At 69.3% G+C, this 17,149-nt stretch carries 12 protein-coding genes; all 12 read right to left on the minus strand.

Annotation, left to right across the window (positions count from 1 at the left end):
• Positions 1 to 2: 2 nt before the first annotated feature.
• Positions 3 to 1,775 carry a carbon starvation protein A gene (locus tag ACOGXI_RS10000; RefSeq protein ID WP_419938709.1) on the minus strand — a complete coding sequence of 591 codons (1,773 nt, stop codon included), beginning with the start codon at positions 1,773 to 1,775 and terminating at the stop codon, positions 3 to 5.
• On the minus strand, positions 1,772 to 2,794 hold the full coding sequence (locus ACOGXI_RS10005; protein ID WP_419938710.1) for an ArsA family ATPase: 1,023 nt from the start codon (positions 2,792 to 2,794) through the stop codon (positions 1,772 to 1,774). The genes ACOGXI_RS10000 and ACOGXI_RS10005 overlap by 4 nt, the downstream gene beginning before the upstream one ends.
• The gene (locus ACOGXI_RS10010) at positions 2,788 to 3,072 is read right to left on the minus strand and encodes a cory-CC-star protein (protein WP_419938711.1); all 285 of its coding nucleotides are present in this window, start codon (positions 3,070 to 3,072) and stop codon (positions 2,788 to 2,790) included. The genes ACOGXI_RS10005 and ACOGXI_RS10010 overlap by 7 nt, the downstream gene beginning before the upstream one ends.
• A gap of 84 nt (positions 3,073 to 3,156) precedes the next feature.
• On the minus strand, positions 3,157 to 4,470 hold the full coding sequence (locus tag ACOGXI_RS10015; protein WP_419938712.1) for an ATP-binding protein: 1,314 nt from the start codon (positions 4,468 to 4,470) through the stop codon (positions 3,157 to 3,159).
• Positions 4,471 to 4,622: 152 nt separating this feature from the next.
• Complete coding sequence (locus ACOGXI_RS10020; RefSeq protein ID WP_419938713.1) at positions 4,623 to 5,612, minus strand: amidohydrolase family protein; 990 nt, start codon at positions 5,610 to 5,612, stop codon at positions 4,623 to 4,625.
• Positions 5,613 to 5,785: 173 nt separating this feature from the next.
• Positions 5,786 to 7,573: a gamma-glutamyltransferase gene (locus tag ACOGXI_RS10025; RefSeq protein ID WP_419938714.1), complete on the minus strand. Its 1,788-nt coding sequence runs from the start codon at positions 7,571 to 7,573 to the stop codon at positions 5,786 to 5,788.
• The gene (locus tag ACOGXI_RS10030; RefSeq protein WP_419938715.1) at positions 7,570 to 9,717 is read right to left on the minus strand and encodes a prolyl oligopeptidase family serine peptidase; all 2,148 of its coding nucleotides are present in this window, start codon (positions 9,715 to 9,717) and stop codon (positions 7,570 to 7,572) included. The genes ACOGXI_RS10025 and ACOGXI_RS10030 overlap by 4 nt, the downstream gene beginning before the upstream one ends.
• 29 nt (positions 9,718 to 9,746) lie before the next feature.
• Positions 9,747 to 11,660 (minus strand): PQQ-binding-like beta-propeller repeat protein, encoded by a 1,914-nt coding sequence (locus ACOGXI_RS10035; RefSeq protein WP_419938716.1) that lies wholly within the window; start codon positions 11,658 to 11,660, stop codon positions 9,747 to 9,749.
• 78 nt (positions 11,661 to 11,738) lie between these two features.
• Positions 11,739 to 12,878 (minus strand): serine hydrolase domain-containing protein, encoded by a 1,140-nt coding sequence (locus ACOGXI_RS10040; RefSeq protein WP_419938717.1) that lies wholly within the window; start codon positions 12,876 to 12,878, stop codon positions 11,739 to 11,741.
• Positions 12,879 to 12,921: 43 nt separating this feature from the next.
• A complete protein-coding gene (locus ACOGXI_RS10045) occupies positions 12,922 to 13,716 on the minus strand; it encodes a sterol desaturase family protein (RefSeq protein ID WP_419938718.1) in 795 nt (264 codons plus the stop codon).
• A gap of 51 nt (positions 13,717 to 13,767) precedes the next feature.
• On the minus strand, positions 13,768 to 14,628 hold the full coding sequence (locus ACOGXI_RS10050; protein WP_419938719.1) for a DUF4249 domain-containing protein: 861 nt from the start codon (positions 14,626 to 14,628) through the stop codon (positions 13,768 to 13,770).
• Positions 14,629 to 14,654: 26 nt separating this feature from the next.
• The gene (locus ACOGXI_RS10055) at positions 14,655 to 16,955 is read right to left on the minus strand and encodes a TonB-dependent receptor (RefSeq protein ID WP_419938720.1); all 2,301 of its coding nucleotides are present in this window, start codon (positions 16,953 to 16,955) and stop codon (positions 14,655 to 14,657) included.
• Positions 16,956 to 17,149 lie beyond the last annotated feature (194 nt).

Here is a 17,149-nt window from a genome sequence, read left to right on the forward strand (position 1 = left end):
CGCTACCCAAGGGCCCTGCCCGCCCTCACGCGGCGGATTGCGGCGGCGCCCTCGAGCAGGAGCCAGATCTCGAGGATGAAGATCGCGGCGCCGATCACGAGCAGCATCCACTGGTTCGTGCCGAAGAAGCGGTCGAGGTTGATGACCATGGCCCAGGTCGTCATCAGGAGCAGGAAGCCCATCGGGATCATCGTCACCCAGAACGGGCGCCCCTTCCGCATCAGGTAGAGCGACACGATCAGCAGGGTGAGACCCGCCAGGAGCTGGTTCGTCGTCCCGAACAGCGGCCAGATCATCATGCCCCCGGCGCCGCGGTCGGCCGATAGCGCCAGAATCGCGCAGCTGACGACGGCGATCGCGGTCGCGACCCACCGGTTCTGGATCGCCTTGACGTTGTACTCGGCGCCGAGTTCGCTGATGATGTAGCGCTGGAGCCGGATCGCCGTGTCGAGGGTCGTCGCCGCGAAGCTGATCACGACGACCGAAGCGAAGATCACGGCTATGCTCTCCGGGATCCCGATCCCGCCCGCGAGCACGCCCACGCCGTTGACGAAGGCGGTCGTGGCGCCGGCCGTCGCCGCCTCGAAGCTCCCGTAGTGTTCCTGCCACCGGACGAGCCCCTGCGTCGCCCCCACATCCCGGCTGAGGTAGATCGCGAAGCCCGCCGTACACGCGATGATCGACGTGACCGCCAGCGTTCCCTCTCCGATCGCTCCGCCGTAGCCCACGTAGCGGGCGTCCGTCTCCTTCGCGAGCTGTTTCGATGAGGTGCCGGATCCCACCAGACCGTGGAAGCCGCTGATCGCGCCGCAGGCGATCGTGATGAAGAGGAGCGGCAGCCAGCCCGGCGTGTCCGCGGGAAGGCTGGTGTTGACCGTCGGCGCCACGACTTCCGGGTTCACCACGATCACGCCGAGGCTGATGATCCCGAGCGCGACGAAGAGTTGGTGCCCGTTCACGTAGTCGCGGGGCTGGAGGAGCAGCCACACGGGCAGCACGGAGGCGACGAACGTGTAGGCGAAGAGGATGGCGATCCATCCCACGCGCCGCCCGTCCGCTGTCGCCGCCTCCCCGGCGGCCGCCGCATCCCCTCCCGACGCGGCCATTTGCGCCTCGGTCGGACTGAAACCGATGAAGTCCGGCAGGGTGAACGGCATGTCCTGCCCGAACCAGATGAGCACGTACAGCGTCGCCAGCGCCCCGAGCGACGGGATGAGGATTCCCGTCCCCGTGCGGTAGATGAGGAACCCGACGATGAGCGCGATGACGAGCGAGCCCCACACCGGCACCACGGCGCCGGGGTTCGCCATGAACAGGTTCGCGATGATCACGGCGAACACCGCGTTCACCATGAGGAGCAGGAAGAAGATGATGAGGAGGAAGAGGACCCGGGCGCGCTTGCCGAGGATCGACTCGGTCAGCGTCCCGATCGACCGCCCCTTGTGGCGGCTCGAGATCCACAGGGCGGCAAAGTCGTGCACCGCTCCCGCGAACACCGTCCCGAGTACGACCCACAGGAAGGCCGGCAGCCAGCCCCAGATGACGGCGATCGCCGGTCCCACGATCGGCGCCGCCCCCGCCACGGACGTGAAGTGGTGGCCGAACAGCACGTGCTTGTTCGTCGGCACGTAGTCGACGCCATCCTTGAACTCGTGCGCGGGCGTGACGAAGTCGGGGTCGAGCTTGAAGACCTTGCCCGCGATGAACCGCGAGTAGATGAGGACTCCCGTGAGGAAGGCCGACAGACCAATCACCAGCAGGACGATCGCGCTCATCGGACAACCTCCTCCGCAGTTTCGATTACGGGAACCCGCCTGAGTGCGTCCACCCCCACCGGATCGGCGTCCTGGAGGTCGACGCGGAGGACAGGCCAATCTCCGAAAGACCGTGAGATTCTCGCAAGATAGGCGGCCTGGCGTTCGCGCCTGGCGGCGAACAGCGGATCCTCTCCCGCCCCGCCGTCCCGCTCCGGAAGCGCCAGGTTCACGACGATGGCCCCGACCGGGACGCCGTGCTTCGACAGGGCTGCGACGGCCTTCTCCGTCTCCCAGATCGGCAGCCGCTCGGGGATCAGGACGAAGACAAACGCCGTCCGCCGGGAATCGGTGAGGATCCGCCGCGCCTCCCGGAAGCGGTCGCGCCGCTCCTCGAGCGCCCGCAGGAGGGGGTCATGCTCGAGATCGGTCGCCTCGGACCCCGCCACGTTCTTCCACATCTGCGAGAGGGCTCCGACCTTCTTGCGCCGCTTGATGAGTCCGCCGATCCACGTCGTCATCAACTCGGGCAGGGAGAGCAGCCGCAGCGTTTGGCCGGTGGGCGCCGTGTCGAACACGATCCGGTCGTAGTCCTCCCCCTCCTCTTCGAAGATCCGCGTGAAACGGTCGAAGAGGGCGGACTCCGCCGCCCCGGGAGAGACGCGCGCGATGTCGATCTGCCGGTAGACCTCGCCCAGGAGCCGCGGGGGCGCGGCCGACTCCACGCGCGACTTCACGGCCTCGATGTAGCGGTCCGCCTCGCGCTCCGGATCGACCTCCATGGCCCAGCAACCCTCGGCCACGCGCCGCGGCCGGTCCCCCAGTTCCGCCTGGAGCACGTCCCCGGTGGAGTGCGCCGGGTCCGTGGACACGAGGAGCGTACGGTGACCCCGCGCAGCCATGTCGAGCGCGGCCACGGCGGCCATCGTCGTCTTCCCCACCCCGCCCTTGCCGCCGAAGAAGAGGACGGGCCGGTCGGGAAACGGCAGCGGGGTCGTCGGCGGCGCTCCGGTCTCGCGCGAACCCTCGTCGCTCAGCAACAGCGGAAGCCGCCCTCGGGCGGGTGCTCCATCCCGACCCGGACGTGCCACTCGTGAAACTCGTCGATGAGGGACGGATAGAGTTCGAGCATGTAGAACTGGACCGGGTTCGGGACGCCGAGGAGGTCCGAGAACCCCATCAGCATGAACGCGTCGTGCTGCCGCAGGTACTCGCGGTGGATCGTCGCGCGGTACGGGGCGATGTACAGCCCCTCGTAGATGTCCCGCGCCTCCCGGAGCCAGCGGCGCCATCGAGGCGCCGGCGTCGTCACAACCATGCGAGCGTCCTTTGATCCAGGTGCCGTTTTGAGTCGCAAAACGGAAGAAGCGATTCCGAAATCGCGCGCACGGTATCGCTCACGTCACGGTCCGAGCGCACCGATCGGAATCACGGCGACGCCGTCCTTGCGGGTGTACCCGTACCCGTTCCCGACGATGACGCCGAGCGCGGCCGGTTCCCCGCAGCGTTCCGTGTCGACCCTGTCGGCGAACTTGAGCAGGCTGCGCGCGGCGTCGTCGATCCGACCCGTCCCCAGCTTGATCTCGAACGCGGCCCACCGATCCGGCCCGGCATCCACGATCGCATCGACTTCAAGCCCCGTATTGTCGCGGTAATGGAACACGTCGGCGTCCATGGCCTGAGCGTACACGCGGAGATCCCGTACGACCATGGACTCGAACAGAAAACCGAACCACTCGAAGTCACGAAGGAGGTGCTGCGGGCCAGCCCGCAACGCGGCGACCGCGAGCGATGGGTCCACGAAATGCCGCTTGTGTGAACGGCGCAAGCGTGACCTCGACCGGAGCCGGGGCGACCAGGGCGGCTGGTCCTCCACGACCATGAGGCGCTCCAGAGCGGTGAGATAGCTACGGGCAGTGCGCTTCGTCATCGCGTCATCGGGGTCCGCGACATCGCGCCTGATGGTGGAGACCGTCGCGCAGGTGGCGACGTTGCGAGCCAGCGATTGAAGGAAACGGCGAATCCTGCCGGGATCCCTACGGACACCATCTACACGTCGCAACTCGGTTCGGCAGATGTTTTCCAGGTAGTCTCGGCAGGCGGTCAGCGCCTGCCCTTCCGGAAAGCGGCGATGCTCCGGCCACCCGCCGACGCAGATCAGTCCGGCAAGCCGGGCGGCGGACAACTCCACTTCCGGGTTTCGGGCGGGCACGCCGTTAAGCAAATCCCGGAGCGACACGCCACCCGTCGAATGGCCGAGTTCGAACAGGGACATGGTTCGAAGGCGAAGACGGCTTATGCGCCCGGCCCCGGTGTGCCGGGTTACGTCGTCGGGCGGGACCGCCGACCCGGTGAGAATGAAGTGTCCTCTCCCGGCGCGTTCATCGATGGTGTGGCGAACGTGGTTCCAGATCGCGGGCTCGACCTGCCACTCGTCGATCAGGCGAGGGGTCTTCCCTTCCAGGACCAGACGCGGGTCGACGGCGATCATGCTCCGCGCCTGTTTGTCCCTGTCGAGGAACACCGCACTGGCGGCCACGCGGCGTGCCAACTCCGTTTTGCCGCAGGCTCGGGGGCCCTCGACCAGAACGCCGCCGGACCAGGATAGGCGCTCCTTGAGTTCCTGGTCGGCCACGCGGGGAACGTAGGTGCCGATGTCGACCTCCATGGGTTCGTAGCGGTCGCGTGATGGAACCGGAAAACGGGTCGCGATCATCAAACCATAGCTCTCCGTAAGCCCCTTTTGCAATATTTCTAAGGCCCGTTTTGCAATTTCGCCAGTGGGCTATTCCGCAATTCTACTGGGGACCGTTTTGCAATTTTTCTAGGGACCGGTTCGCAAATTCCGCCCCGAAAGCCGGGCCGCGCTCAGCCGTCGTCGCCGATCGCCCGCTGGCGCTGCTCCCAGGCGCGGACGCGGGGGATCGCGGCGTCGAAGATGCGCTCGTAGTTGAGCCGCTCGACCTGGGCTCTTACGTCGGGGTCAAGCCGTTCCCACAGCGGGTCGTAGACCGTGTAGTTGGCGACGTAACCCTCCCAGTCGGCCGGGGCCACGGCGTCGGTGCCGAACAGGAAGCGCGTCGGGTGACGTTCGATGAGCGTGGCCCACGCTTCGAGGGTCGCGTCATCGCCGACCACGTACTTCGCGACTTCGTCCCACGAGATGTCGAGCGCCACGTGGTCATGGCGCGGGTCCGACAGCATGCGGTCGAGCCAGGCGACGTGCCCTTCTCCCGGGGCCACGAAGCGTCCCAGGCCAGTGTGGGCCCAGATGATCGTCGTCTCCGCGTGGCGGGCGAACAGGTCCAGCAGTTCGTCCGCATGATGCGGCGGGTCGCTCGCGCGGACATGGTCGATGTCGTTGTGGAAGATGACGACGAGGCCGATCTCCCCCGCCGTGGTCAGGATTCGGTCCAGAGCCGGGTTACGCAGGCTGGCCGCGTGCCCGGAGACCTTGGATGACACGAACTCCTTGTGGATGCTGAACTCGCCGATGCCGGCGAACACGCCGGGGAAGGTGAGCAGAACGCGCTCGATGTGGTCGGAGGCGTACATGTCCGCCGGGTTGAAGCCGGTGATCATGGGGTCGACGCGGCGGCGATCCTTCTCGGGCAGCGACAGGTACTCCCGCGCGATCACGGCGTCCACGAACGAGTAGTAGTACAGATCCGCGTTCGTGCCCAGGTAGTAGTCCGGCGCGTGGTCGCCCGACAGGAAGTAGTCCCACTTCTGCTGCAGCGGGATCCCGAACATGGCCACGCGCCCCACGCGCCCGGCGGTCATGTCCAGGTACTCCCGCGCCGTCGGGCCGCGCTGGATGTAGTTCAGGAGATGAAAGTGGGAATCGTTGAAGCGCACCGTTCCGGATGGCGTCGCGGTCGCGGCGACGGACGGGGTCGGCGATGCAGTGGTCGGCGCAGTGGTCGGCGCGGCCGGAACCGACGGGGTCGCCACCGGACCGCGCCCCGTCGCGCAGGCGGCGAGGCACGCCATCGCCAGTACACCCGCCGCACGGCTGCGTACGCCCGGGCTCACCACGCGACCGCAGCGCTGTTGTTGCGGTTGTGGGACGCCGCGCGCAGTTGGCCCGTCTCCGGATCGCGCGAGATCGCGACCCACAACCCCTCGCCGCCGAAGCGGGCCTCCATGGGGTAGATCTCCTCGTACGCGTATCCCGTCCCGTCGAGGACCTCGCGCGGAAACTTGCCGCCCGGCACGCGGAACGTGAGGGCGCCGGTCGCCGGGTCGGTATTGGGCATGAAGAAGTCGGGCGCGTCGATCGCTTCGTCCACCGTCATTCCGAACCGCATCACGTTCAGCAGACCCTGGAAGGTCCGGTGGTGCAGGCCCGAGCCCATCGAGGCGAAGCCGAGCATGGGATGGCCACCGCGGAACAGGATTCCGGTCTGCGTGGGCGCCGGGAGCCGCGATCCCGGCTCGAGGCGGGCGATCTGCGCCTGCTGGAAGGACGCCGGGTCGCCGATCGTGATCCCGTCCACGACGATCGCGGTCTTGCCCCACAGGACCGCGTTGATGCTGTGGGTGATCGCCGCGATGTTGCCGTCCGCGTCGATCGCGACCACGTCATCGGAGTGGCCGGGGCCGCGCGGCGCCCAGTTGCCGAAGGGCAGCCCGGCCCGCATGACGTTCCAGAGCCGTTCGGCGTGGTCCGGCGTGACGCGCGCCGCCGGGGTGAACTCGCCGCCGACCAGCGACGCGGCCATTTCCGGCGGCAGGAAGTCGAGCAGCGAGGCGCGGGTCACGTCGAGCGCGGTCCGCAGAGCCTCCGGCGACTCCGTCCAGTGGCCCCCGTCGAGCAGCCCGGAAGCCGCCGCGAGCCGCTGCCCCTCGATCATCGTCACGCCGCCGCGGTTGGGCGGCGGGTTCGTGTACAGCTCCCAGCCGTCCCCCAGGTCCGCCACGAGCGGCTCGTCCCAGATGACCTCGTAGGCCGCGAGGTCCTCGACCGTCATCCGGCCGCCCTCGGCCTGGATCGCGGCCGTCGCCTTCCCGGCCCACGGGCCGCCGTACATGTAGTCGGTCCCCTGCTCGGCGACCGCCCGCAGCGTCGCGGCCAGCGCGGGCTGGCGCAGCACGTCCCCCTCGACGTACGGAGAGCCGTCCTCCTTGAGGAACGTCGCCTTCGTCTCGGGAAGCCGGGCGAGATCTCCGGTCCGCCCCTCCCAGTAGCCTTCCACCTTCCTCGAGATCGGAAAACCCTGCTCGGCGACGTGGATCGAAGGCTTGAAGATCTCCGCCCACGGGAGCCGTCCGAACCGTTCGTGCGCGGCCCCGACCCCCTTCATGAAGCCGCCGACCAGCGCCGTCCGGCCGCTCACGTCGGTCCCGTACATCCCGTCGGGCGAAGAGAGGTCGATACCGCCGGGGATGTTCGCCGGATCGTCCTCGCCGAGCACGGTGTTCCACTCGGCGTTCATGGTGTGGACCCGGTCCGTGCCCGCGTCGTAGTACACGAGCGACATGATGCCGAAGTAGCTGATCGGCGCTCCGGCGGTGAGCGCGACCTGCATGAGCGAGGTCGTCATCGCCGCGTCGATGGCGTTCCCTCCCTGCTTCAGCGCCTCGAGTCCGGCACGCGCCGCGAGCCCGTTGTAGGCGACGGTGACCGCTCCGTTCTCCCCCGTCGCAACGCCGGCTTCCGTCCGGTCCACGAGTTGTGCCTCCATGAACCGCTCGTAGTCGGCGGCCCAGCGCTCCGGCGACAGATCCGTCTCCGCCCGGCATGCCGTCAGCACCAGGACGGAGGCGAGGCACGCGAGGCGAAAGCGCCCCCCGGATCGATTCGCGGCCGGGCTCACTGATCGGACGTCGCGGAGGGACGGAGCCACTGCTCCCACCATTCGAGCTGGACCCACATCCGGTGCACCATGCGCCACGGCGTCCATCCCCCGTGGTAGGAGTCGGGATAGCGCACGAACTTCGCGGGCACCCGCTGCTTCCGGAGCGCCACGTACATCTGCTCGGCCTCCTCGATCGGAACCCGGTGGTCCGATTCCCCGTGGACGAAGAGGGTCGGCGTCGTCACGCCCTTCGCGTGGATGATGGGGGAGGAACGCAGCAGGTGCTCCAGGCCGCGCTCTTCCCACGGCGGCCCGAAGAATTCGCTCTCCTTCGTGCGGGGGATGTCCGCCACGCCGTAGTCGCTGACCCAGTTCGAGATCGACGCGCCCGCGATGGCGGCGGCGAAGCGGTCGGTATGCGTGATGACCCAGTTCGTGAGATATCCTCCGTAGGAATAGCCGGTCACGCCCATGCGCGCGGTGTCGATCTCATAGCGTTCGATCGCGTGGTCGACGCCGGCCATCACGTCATCGTAGTCGTTGAAGCCCCAGCCGCCCCACGTCCCCCAGCGGAAGTCCTCGCCGTATCCGGTCGAGGCCCGCGGATTCGTGTACAGGACCATGTAGCCCTGCCCCGCGAGGAGCTGCTGGTCGAACGAGAAGGTGTTTCCGTAGGCCCCGTGCGGCCCGCCGTGCATCTGGAGCACCATCGGGAAGCCGCCCTGCCCGGCGGCGTAGCCGCGCGCCGGGAGCATCCAGCCCTCGACCTCGGTCCCGTCGGGACTCCGGAACGAGAGACGCTCCGGGCTGGACAGTTCGATCTCGGCGAGCAGGTCGCGATTCACGTCGCTCAGCCGCACCTCGTCGTCCATCGCGGCTCCGACGTCGGCGACCCGGACATCGCCCGGCTCCGTCGGCGCCGTGGCCCGGAACGCGACGCGCGAGAAATCCTCCGAGAAGGAGAAGCTCCCGAGCCGGCGGTCCCCCGCCGTCACCTGCTCGACCGGCCCCCCTCCCTCGGCGACGCGGAAGAGATGCGTGTTGCCGCGAATGCCCGCGGAGAAGTAGACGTGCCCGCCGTCCGCGCTCACGGTGGGTCCGCCGGGGATGAGATCCCACTCCGCGGTGAGGTTGCGGAGGCGCGTCCCGTTCTCGGCGTCGAACACGAGGAGGTCGGAGGGCGCCCCGCGGTCGCGGGCCTCGCGGATGATGATGTCGAGGCCTTCGTTGCCTCGGACGACGAGCCGCGCGCCGTCGGCGGACCAGGCCGGGGAGGAGTAGTTGTATCCGTCGTCCGTGAGCCGGTTCACGTCGCCGTCGAGGTCGACGACCCACAGGTCCGACCGCCCGTACGAGTGTTCATCGCGCTGGTGCGCGTCCGCGGTAAACGCGAGCCGCCGGCCATCGGGGCTCCAGACGAGCCCGGAGGCGTCGACGCCGAGTTCCGTGAGCCGCCGCGCTTCTCCTCCCTCGGCGGGCAGCAGGTACACCTCGCGGGGGGGCGTGGCGTTCGGATCGCGCGGATCGGCGAGGTAGCCCCGCCGGTCGAAGCGGTAGTTCATCCAGTCGTACTCGCGCCCGTCGAACCGCTCCACCGTGCGGCGCTCGAAGTCGGAGTCCCAGGCAGGCTCCGGGGGAGGCGGGGGCGGCGTCGGCTGGGTGAACGCGATCCAGAGGCCGTCCGGACTGAAGACGGGCGAGCCTCGCAGCCCTTCGAGCTGGAACGCTTCGCCGGCCGGCCGGTCCATGCGGAGGAACCACGTGCTCCCGGCGCCCGACCCGCCCGGGTCCGGGCGATTCGACGAGAAGACGAGGAAACGGCCGTCCGGACTCCAGCGCGGCGCGGAGGCGCTGAAGCTCGGGCTCGTCACCCGCGTGGCCTCCCCGGAACCGTCGGCGTCCACGAGCCGGATCTCGCTGTGGCGCCGGTTCTCCTCTTCGAGGACGGACGTCACGACGTACGCGACGCGCGATCCATCGGGCGAGAGCACCGGACTCCCCGCATCCATCAGCCGGTAGTAGTCCGCGAGTTCGAGCGGCCGTCCTTCCTGCGCGGCGAGCGGGGCCGGCGTGACGGCGGTGTGGGCAGCAAGCGCGGCAAGGGCGGCGACCGTCGCGACGGCCGCGACAGGCGAGAACAGGGACGAGAAGCGAACGCGCATCGCGATCCTCCTGGAGCGGACTTGGCTGCCTAGCGAGGTAACCGGTAGGCGAGCAGAAGATTGCCGGGCATCTGGCTGAACAGGTCGTAGCCCGAGTTGACGAGGATGTACCCGCGCGCGACGACGGGCCCGGGTCCGTCGATGGCGCCGCCCCGGCCCGGCACGCCGTTGACGGTCTCGAACTCGCGGGCCGTGTCGACATCCCAGAGCACCGACCCATCGTCGGTGGCAAAGGCGCGCAGGTGGCCGTCGAGGCTCCCCGCCAGGACCGCCCCCTCGATCGCGGTGGGCGCCGCGGAGAAGAATGGCATGCAGCCGGCCCGGCCCTCACACACGGACAGATCGGGGGGAGCGTGCCACAGGACCTCCCCGGCCGCGAGTTCGAGCGCGTACACGCCGGGGGTCGGCGGATCCTCGACGTTCGCCTGCGTGGAAGCGCCCGAGCGCGGGTCCGAGATGATGGCGAACGGGTTGTCGACGTTCGGGACGTAGGCCCGGCGTCCGTCGGAGGTGAGGCCCCAGTGGATGCCGCCGAGGGAGCTCCCCCGCCCGACCCGGCGCGCCCACACGAGTTCGCCCTCCGAATCGGGGTCCAACGCCCACACCATGCCGGATTTCTGTCCGGCGATCAGGAGTTGCGACCCGTCCTCGGCGGTGACGATGATCGGGGCCATGCCGAAATCGTGATCCGGCCCCGTGGGCGCGGGACAGTTCTGGAAGCGGGGCGACAGGCAGGACATGTTCCAGGCGTCGTCCGCCCGCCCCTGGAAGGTCCAGCGGGCCTCGCCCGTCTCCATGTCGAGCGCGGTGATGGCGTCGCTCCCGCCCGTCGCTGGACGCGTGTAGTTCTCGCCGGTCCCGATGTAGAGGAGGCCGCGCGCGGCGTCGACCGTCGGACTGGACCACACCGGCGCCCCGGAGGGCGCGAACAGCCGCGTCCCGGCCTCGTTCTCGCCCACGTGTCGCGGTTCCCCGGCCACGGTTCGGAACTCCCACAGCGGTTCGCCCGTCTGCGCCGAGAAGGCGGCGACCCCTCCGCTGGAAGTGCAGCACTCGTAGGCCGGATCGCCGGCGCTGATGATTTCCATCGAGGAGAGCGGGACGAAGACGCGGTCCTCGTGGACGGCCACGCTCCCCGTGACGACGTGATCCGCGTGGGTCCCGGCGGTCGCGCGCCAGCGAAGGGCGCCGGTCGTCGCGTCGATCGCGTACACGTTCGTCCGGAAGTCCGCGAAGAAGGCGGACTTTCCGCCGCCGGGACCGTCCCCGACCGCGATCGCGCCGCGCACGGCGGCGTCGCCCGCGAACATCCAGTGGACGCACCCACTCTCGAGGTCGATGGAATACACCTCGCCGTACGCCGAGCCGACGATGATCCGGTCGTCGATCACCGCCGGTTTCGAGCGCACCTGGCTCACGTCCGGGAAGCCGAAGGCCCACGCGAGTTCGAGATTCGGCAGGTCGGCGGCGGTGAGTCCGGCGCGGGCCGCATCCGCGAAGCCCGTCTCGCCGCCACCGCCGCCCCAGCCGGACCAGTGCACGACGCCCTCCGCGCCCTTCTCTGGTGGCGCGCTCGCGCAGAAGGCGGAGGAGGGCAGGCGGGTCTCGACCAGCGTCTCGCCGGTGAGCCATTCCGCCACGGCGCGGCGCTCGTCCGGCGTGAGATCCTCGCCGTGCCGGCGCATGCGGCCGCCCTCCAGCGAACCGAGGACGGCCCGGGGCGTCATCGCCCCGAGCGTGGTGAGACCGGGGGCGCGCACCGTGCGCTGCCCGGAATGACACTCCGCGCACGAGGCGGCGTACACCCGCATGCCGGGGCTGTCATCCATGGGAGGCGGATCGAGCAATCCCCGCACCGGCCCCTGGGCGGCCGCGGGCCCGGCTCCGGCAGTCAGGGCACCGGCAGCGAGGGCGGCGGCGAAAGCGGCGGCGGCGAAGCGCATCAGGCGGCTCTCCGGAACGAGATCGAACGGACCCGCGGAACATAGGCCCTCACGTTGCGTTGCGGGACGGTGCGCTCGCTAGCGGCGGATGGGGCGGGCGGCCTCGATCACGCGGTGCACGATGAGATTGGCCACCGCGTCGGCCTGTACGCCATCGTGATCGCCGGTGCCGCGCCAGTGGGTCTGGGCCACGACGACGAGCTGCCGATCCGGCACGACCCACACGAACTGCCCCCCGTACCCCCACATCACGAAGGCGGACACGTCGCCGCCGCCGCCCTGGCGGTCGCTCCAGGTCTGGTAGCCGTACCCCGCGTCCCGCAGGACGTAGCCGAGGTCGCCCACCGAGACGAGCCGGCCGATCTGCGCCTCCACCCAGGCCCGGGATACGATCTGCCGCGAGCCGGAGCGTCCGCCCTGCAGGAGAAGCTGTCCGACCTTCGCGGCATCGCGCGCGCGAAGCGCCAGCGCCGCGCCGCCCACGATCACGCTGTCCTGCATGACCGGCCAGCGCTTGTCGTCGATGCCGAGCGGCTCCAGCAACTCCCGCTCGGCGAACTCCAGCGCGCTCCCGTCGACCACGCTCTCGACGATTACCGTCAGCAGGTGCGACCCGCCGGTGTTGTAGATGAACCGCCGGCCCGGCGGGGCCACGACGGGCAGGTCCAGCACGTACCCGACAGGCTCCCCCGATCGCACCCATGGGCCGAAGTCCTCCTCGTCGGACCACTGCATACCGCTCGTCATCGTGAGCAGGTCGCGCACGCGGATGCCGCCATGCTCGGACCGCCGCGACGGATGCGACAGCCGGTCCGCCATCAAGTCGTCCGGGTCCAGGAGTCCCCGGTCGGAGGCAAGGCCGACGAGCAGCGCCGTGACCGTCTTCGTGACGGACCTCATGTCGAAGGCCGAATCCCCGTGCATGCCGCCGAAGTACGCTTCCTCGACGAGCCGCCCGTTCCGGACCGCGACGAGAGCCCGGATGTTCGGCACGGCCTCGTCGGCGCGGGCGAACGCGGCCTCCAGCATCCCCTCGTCGAACCCCTCCGCTTCGGGCGTCGAGGTCGCCCACGCGCGCGACAGGTCGACCGGCGCGGACACCGGATCGGGACCGGTCCCAGGGTCTCCCGGATCCACCGGCGCCACCGAGTCGCCGCACGCGGCCAGCGCCGTCCACGCCGCCACGCAGACGGCGACGGTCAGTTGGAGCGCTCGCACCCTGCAACGCCGCCCTCGCCATCGCCGTCGCAAAGCCCGCCGCCTATTCGCGGCGACGCCGCCGGAACGGCATCGAGAGCATCCCGCGCAGCGTCCCCCACTCCGAACGGTCCAGGTTCTCGAGCCCGAGACGGATCTCGCCCGGCTCGGACCGCAGCCGGAAGCTCCCGAAGGCCCGGTCCCAGAAGGAGAAGATGCTCGAGTAGTTCGAGTCGGTCTCCGGCTGGTGGTCGGAATGGTGGACCCAGTGCATCCACGGCGTGACGATGAGCCAACGCAGGCAGCGATCCACCCGGCCGGGCAGCCGCACGTTGCTGTGGTGGAAGAGGATGATCGGGAGGAGGATCGCCTCGTAGACCAGGAGTTCCGCCACCGTCACGCCGAGGAGGGGAAGCACGGCGAGCCGCACGGTGGAGGAGAGTACGATCTCCCCCGTGTGAAAACGGAGTCCCGACGTCGCGTCCAGTTCCGCGTCCGAGTGGTGGACCTGGTGGAAGCGCCACAGGAACCGGATTTGGTGATTCAGCCGGTGCCACAGGTACTGCCACGCATCGAAGATCACGACGGCGAGCCCGACCCGGGCCCACACCGGCAGTTCGAGCAGGTGAAGCAGCCCGAAACCGCGTTCCCTCGCCGCCTCCGTCACGAACAGCGTGGCCGCGGCGAAGAGGACGGCCGCCACCGCCGCGTTCCCCACGCCGAGGGCGAGGTTCCGCGCTCCGTGCCCCGCCCTCGCGCTCCGGCCCTCGAACATCGGGAGCACGCCCTCGACCAGCCACAGGATGGCGAGCGCGAGGGTGGCCCCCGCCGTCTTCAGGGTGCTGGGATCGTCGAACACGGGAGCGAACATAGCCCGGCGGGCCGGATTCGGGCACGGGCCGCCGACCCGCTATCGGGCGGGAGCGACGCCCTCCGCGACGCTCACTTCGGCCGCCGCGAAGAAGCCGAACGCGAAGCGGGACGGGCGGTCCAGATTCGTGACGTTCCCGCGTATGGTTGCGGGCGGGATGGAGAAGGGGTTGGCCGACCCGAGCGCGTTCTGCTCGAAGAGCGAGTAGTAGTAATCGTAGCCCAGCCTCGAGAGCGATATCTGGCGGATCTCCGCGTGTTCTCCGGGCACGATGGCGATCTCATCGTTCGGCTGGAAGCCGACCACGTCCTGCCCGTCGTACAGTTCGTCCCGGCTCACGAGGTTGATCGCGTTTCCGGGGTCCGGCGGGATCTCGTTCACGCCCTCCACGAGTTGTTCCCACAGGTAGTAGTTCGCGACGCCGGCCGGGTCCTCGAAGTCGATCGCGGCCCGATAGCCTTCCTCCTCGATGAAGAGCGACTCCTCCTCGAACACGAAGTACAGCGAATCGATCGGGGGCACTCCCCACAGCAGAGCCGACGCTTCGTACACGTCTCCCGCGTACTCGAGGAAGAGCGTATACGTCTCGCCGACGCGCGCGAAGAGATGTTCCGTCCCGTACAGACCCGCCTCGATCTCCGGGAACGCGTAGGCGCGGCCGGCCCCATCGACGACGGTGACGATGGCGCCGGTCGCGGGCGGGGTGGGCCGGCTGTCGAAGAAGCCCGCCGTCGTCGACAGCCGGATGCGCTGCCTGCCGCTCGGCGCATCCTTGACGAGTTCGATCCTTCCCTCCACCACGAGTCTCGGCTCCGGGTCGGGAATGTCGACGTCCACGACCCGTTCGCATCCCGTCGCCGCGAGGCACGCGGCCAACGCGAGCAGACGGCCGGCCGTCACAACGCGATTCTCCGCGCCGCCACGCATCAGAAGTTCCACCGATAGCTGATGCTCGGCACCACGCCGAACACGGCGGTCTCCACGGCCTCGGTGACCGTCCGCGAATCCCGGTTCTGGCGGAAGGCGATCGCCTGCGCGTTGAAGCGGTTGTACACGTTGAACAGCCCGAACTGGAGTTCTCCCCGGCCCCACCTCCTGGTGGCCGACACGTCCAGACGATGATAGTCCGGAAGGCGCCTGGCGTTCCGCGGACCGTACTCTCCCAGAATCAGGCCCGCGAACTGATACCGCGCGACGGGGTACGTCGTCGGCAGCCCCGTGGCGAAGACGAAGTTCGCCCCGAGGCTCCAGTCCTCGCCGAGCCGGTACAGTCCCGTCAGCGCGAAATCATGCGTCCGGTCGTAGGGGGATGGATACCAGTCTCCCCCGTTGACGCCGGGATCCGCCACCGTGAGCCCGGGTGTGCGCTGATCCGAGCGAGCGAGGGTATAGCTCGCCCACCCGGTGAAGCGTCCGCGGGTCTTCCTCAGGAGGAATTCCACCCCGTACCCGCGTCCCTCCCCCGGGAGGAGAAGCGTCTCGAGCCGCCGGCTGAAATAGATGTCCGCCCCGTCCACGTAGTCGATCAGGTGGCGCGCCCGCTTGTGGTAGACCTCTCCCGAAAACGCGTAGCGCCCTCCGGCGAGCGTGGTCACGTAGCCGAGCGCGAACTGGTCGGCGACGTGCGGCTTCACGTAGGGCCCCACGGGATCCCACAGATCGAGCGGGGTGGGGGAGTTCGTGTTCGTCACCAGCCGCAGGTACTGCCGCGTGCGGGAGTAGCTCGCCTTGAGCGACGAGGCATCGTTGAGCCTGAAGCGCAACCCGAGCCGCGGTTCGAGCCCGCCGTAAGAGACGATCGTCTCCCCGTTGCCGTACCGCGTGCTGTCCACGATGGCGCCGGGCTCGTACCGGCCCAGTGCGGGACGATAGACCACGGGCGCGTCGTTCTCGTAGTCGTATACCGTCGCCTCGCCACGGCGGATGAACCCGGTCGCCCGAACCCCGTAGCGGAGCCCCAGGCGTCCGATCTCCGTCTCGTGCTCGATGTACGCCTCGGGGGCGACGCCCTTACGGGACTCGAACTCCGTCGCGATGACCGCCGAGCCTTCGCCGGGGGCGATGTTCGCGGGCTGGATCTCGTAGCTGCGGAACCCCAGCCCGAACTCCAGCCGGTCCGACGGACTCACGTCCCACGACTCGTCCACGGTCACGCTGAAGTTGCGGATCCCCGCGTCGAGCGAGGCGGCCTGGGCGTTGAAGCTGTTCTGGATGTGGTACTCGTAATCGCTGTAGGTCACGGTCAGATGGGAGAAGACCGGGCCGAACACATGGTTCCAGCGCAGCGTGCCCGCCGCATTTCCCCACCCGGCGGAGGCCTGGGTCCCGATCCGCAGCCGGTCGCGGCCGAAGTATCCGGAGAGCATGACCTGGCCGGTGGCGCCGTAGCGCGCGTTCGCCTTGGCGTTGAGGTCGTAGAAGTAGGCGGTGCTCTCCTGGATCGAGGGGTCGCTCGACAGGGCCAGGAAGAGGTCCGCGTAGGTGCGGCGGCCCGCGACGAGCCAGGATCCCTTCCCGTCGAAGAGCGGCCCCTGGAGGCTCAGACGGCTGGAGAGGAGGCCGATCGTGGCCGCCCCCTCGAACTCGCGCGAGTTGCCCTCGCGCTGGTGGATCTCCAGCACGGAGGAGAGCCGGCCGCCGTAACGGGCCGGGATCCCGCCCTTGTAGAGGGTGACGTCCCCCACCGCGTCCGAGTTGAAGGTCGAGAAGAGGCCGATGGCGTGGGCCGGGTTGAACACCTCGGAGTCGTCGAGGCGAATCTGGTTCTCGTCGCCCGCGCCCCCGCGCACGTTGATCGCGGTCGTCGCGTCGTTCGCCGTGCTGATGCCGGGATAGAGGGTCAGCGTGCGGATCGGGTCCGCCTCGCCGAGGACCAGCGGGAGTTCGGAGAGGGCGGGGACGTCGAGCCGGACGACGCTCATGTCGAGGCTCGCCGGGTCGAGATCCGGCGGTTCCCGGTCCGCGGTCACCGTGAGTTCCGACACGATGACCGGCCTGAGGGGGAGCGCGAAGTCCCGCGTCATCGTCTCCTGGAGATCGACGAGCTCGGTCACGGTCTGGTAGCCGAGGCTGGCGACGCGGATCGAATACCGTCCGGGAGGTAACTCGACCGAGTAGAATCCGAACCGGTTGGTCCCGATGATGAGGCCGCGCTCCGTGATGTCGAGCCGGGCGGCCCGGATCACCTCGTCGTTCTCCGCCACCCGCACGTAGCCGGAGAGGCGCACCGGCTCCGGTTCCTGCGCGTATGCCCGGCCGGCTCCCGCCGTCGCGACGACCCCCTGCGCGAGGGCCAGGATCGTCAGCGCTGTTCCAATGTGGAAGCGGATGCTGCCCTCCGCCTGAAGTCGGGATCGTTGCCGGCGTCGTCGGCCGTGGCCGCGCGACGCCGGGGGACGCAGTTTCCGGGGCCGAGGCTCGC

It is taken from the genome of Candidatus Palauibacter sp. (genome assembly GCF_965208055.1).
In the GTDB taxonomy this organism is placed as follows: Bacteria; Gemmatimonadota; Gemmatimonadetes; order Palauibacterales; family Palauibacteraceae; genus Palauibacter.

Excerpts from the sequence above, each read along its gene's own strand:
- ACOGXI_RS10010 (WP_419938711.1), bottom strand. The coding sequence starts at position 3,072 with ATGGTTGTGACGACGCCGGCGCCTCGATGGCGCCGCTGGCTCCGGGAG.
- ACOGXI_RS10000 (WP_419938709.1), bottom strand. The coding sequence starts at position 1,775 with ATGAGCGCGATCGTCCTGCTGGTGATTGGTCTGTCGGCCTTCCTCACG.
- ACOGXI_RS10030 (WP_419938715.1), bottom strand. The coding sequence starts at position 9,717 with ATGCGCGTTCGCTTCTCGTCCCTGTTCTCGCCTGTCGCGGCCGTCGCG.
- ACOGXI_RS10035 (WP_419938716.1), bottom strand. The coding sequence starts at position 11,660 with ATGCGCTTCGCCGCCGCCGCTTTCGCCGCCGCCCTCGCTGCCGGTGCC.
- ACOGXI_RS10015 (WP_419938712.1), bottom strand. The coding sequence starts at position 4,470 with ATGATCGCGACCCGTTTTCCGGTTCCATCACGCGACCGCTACGAACCC.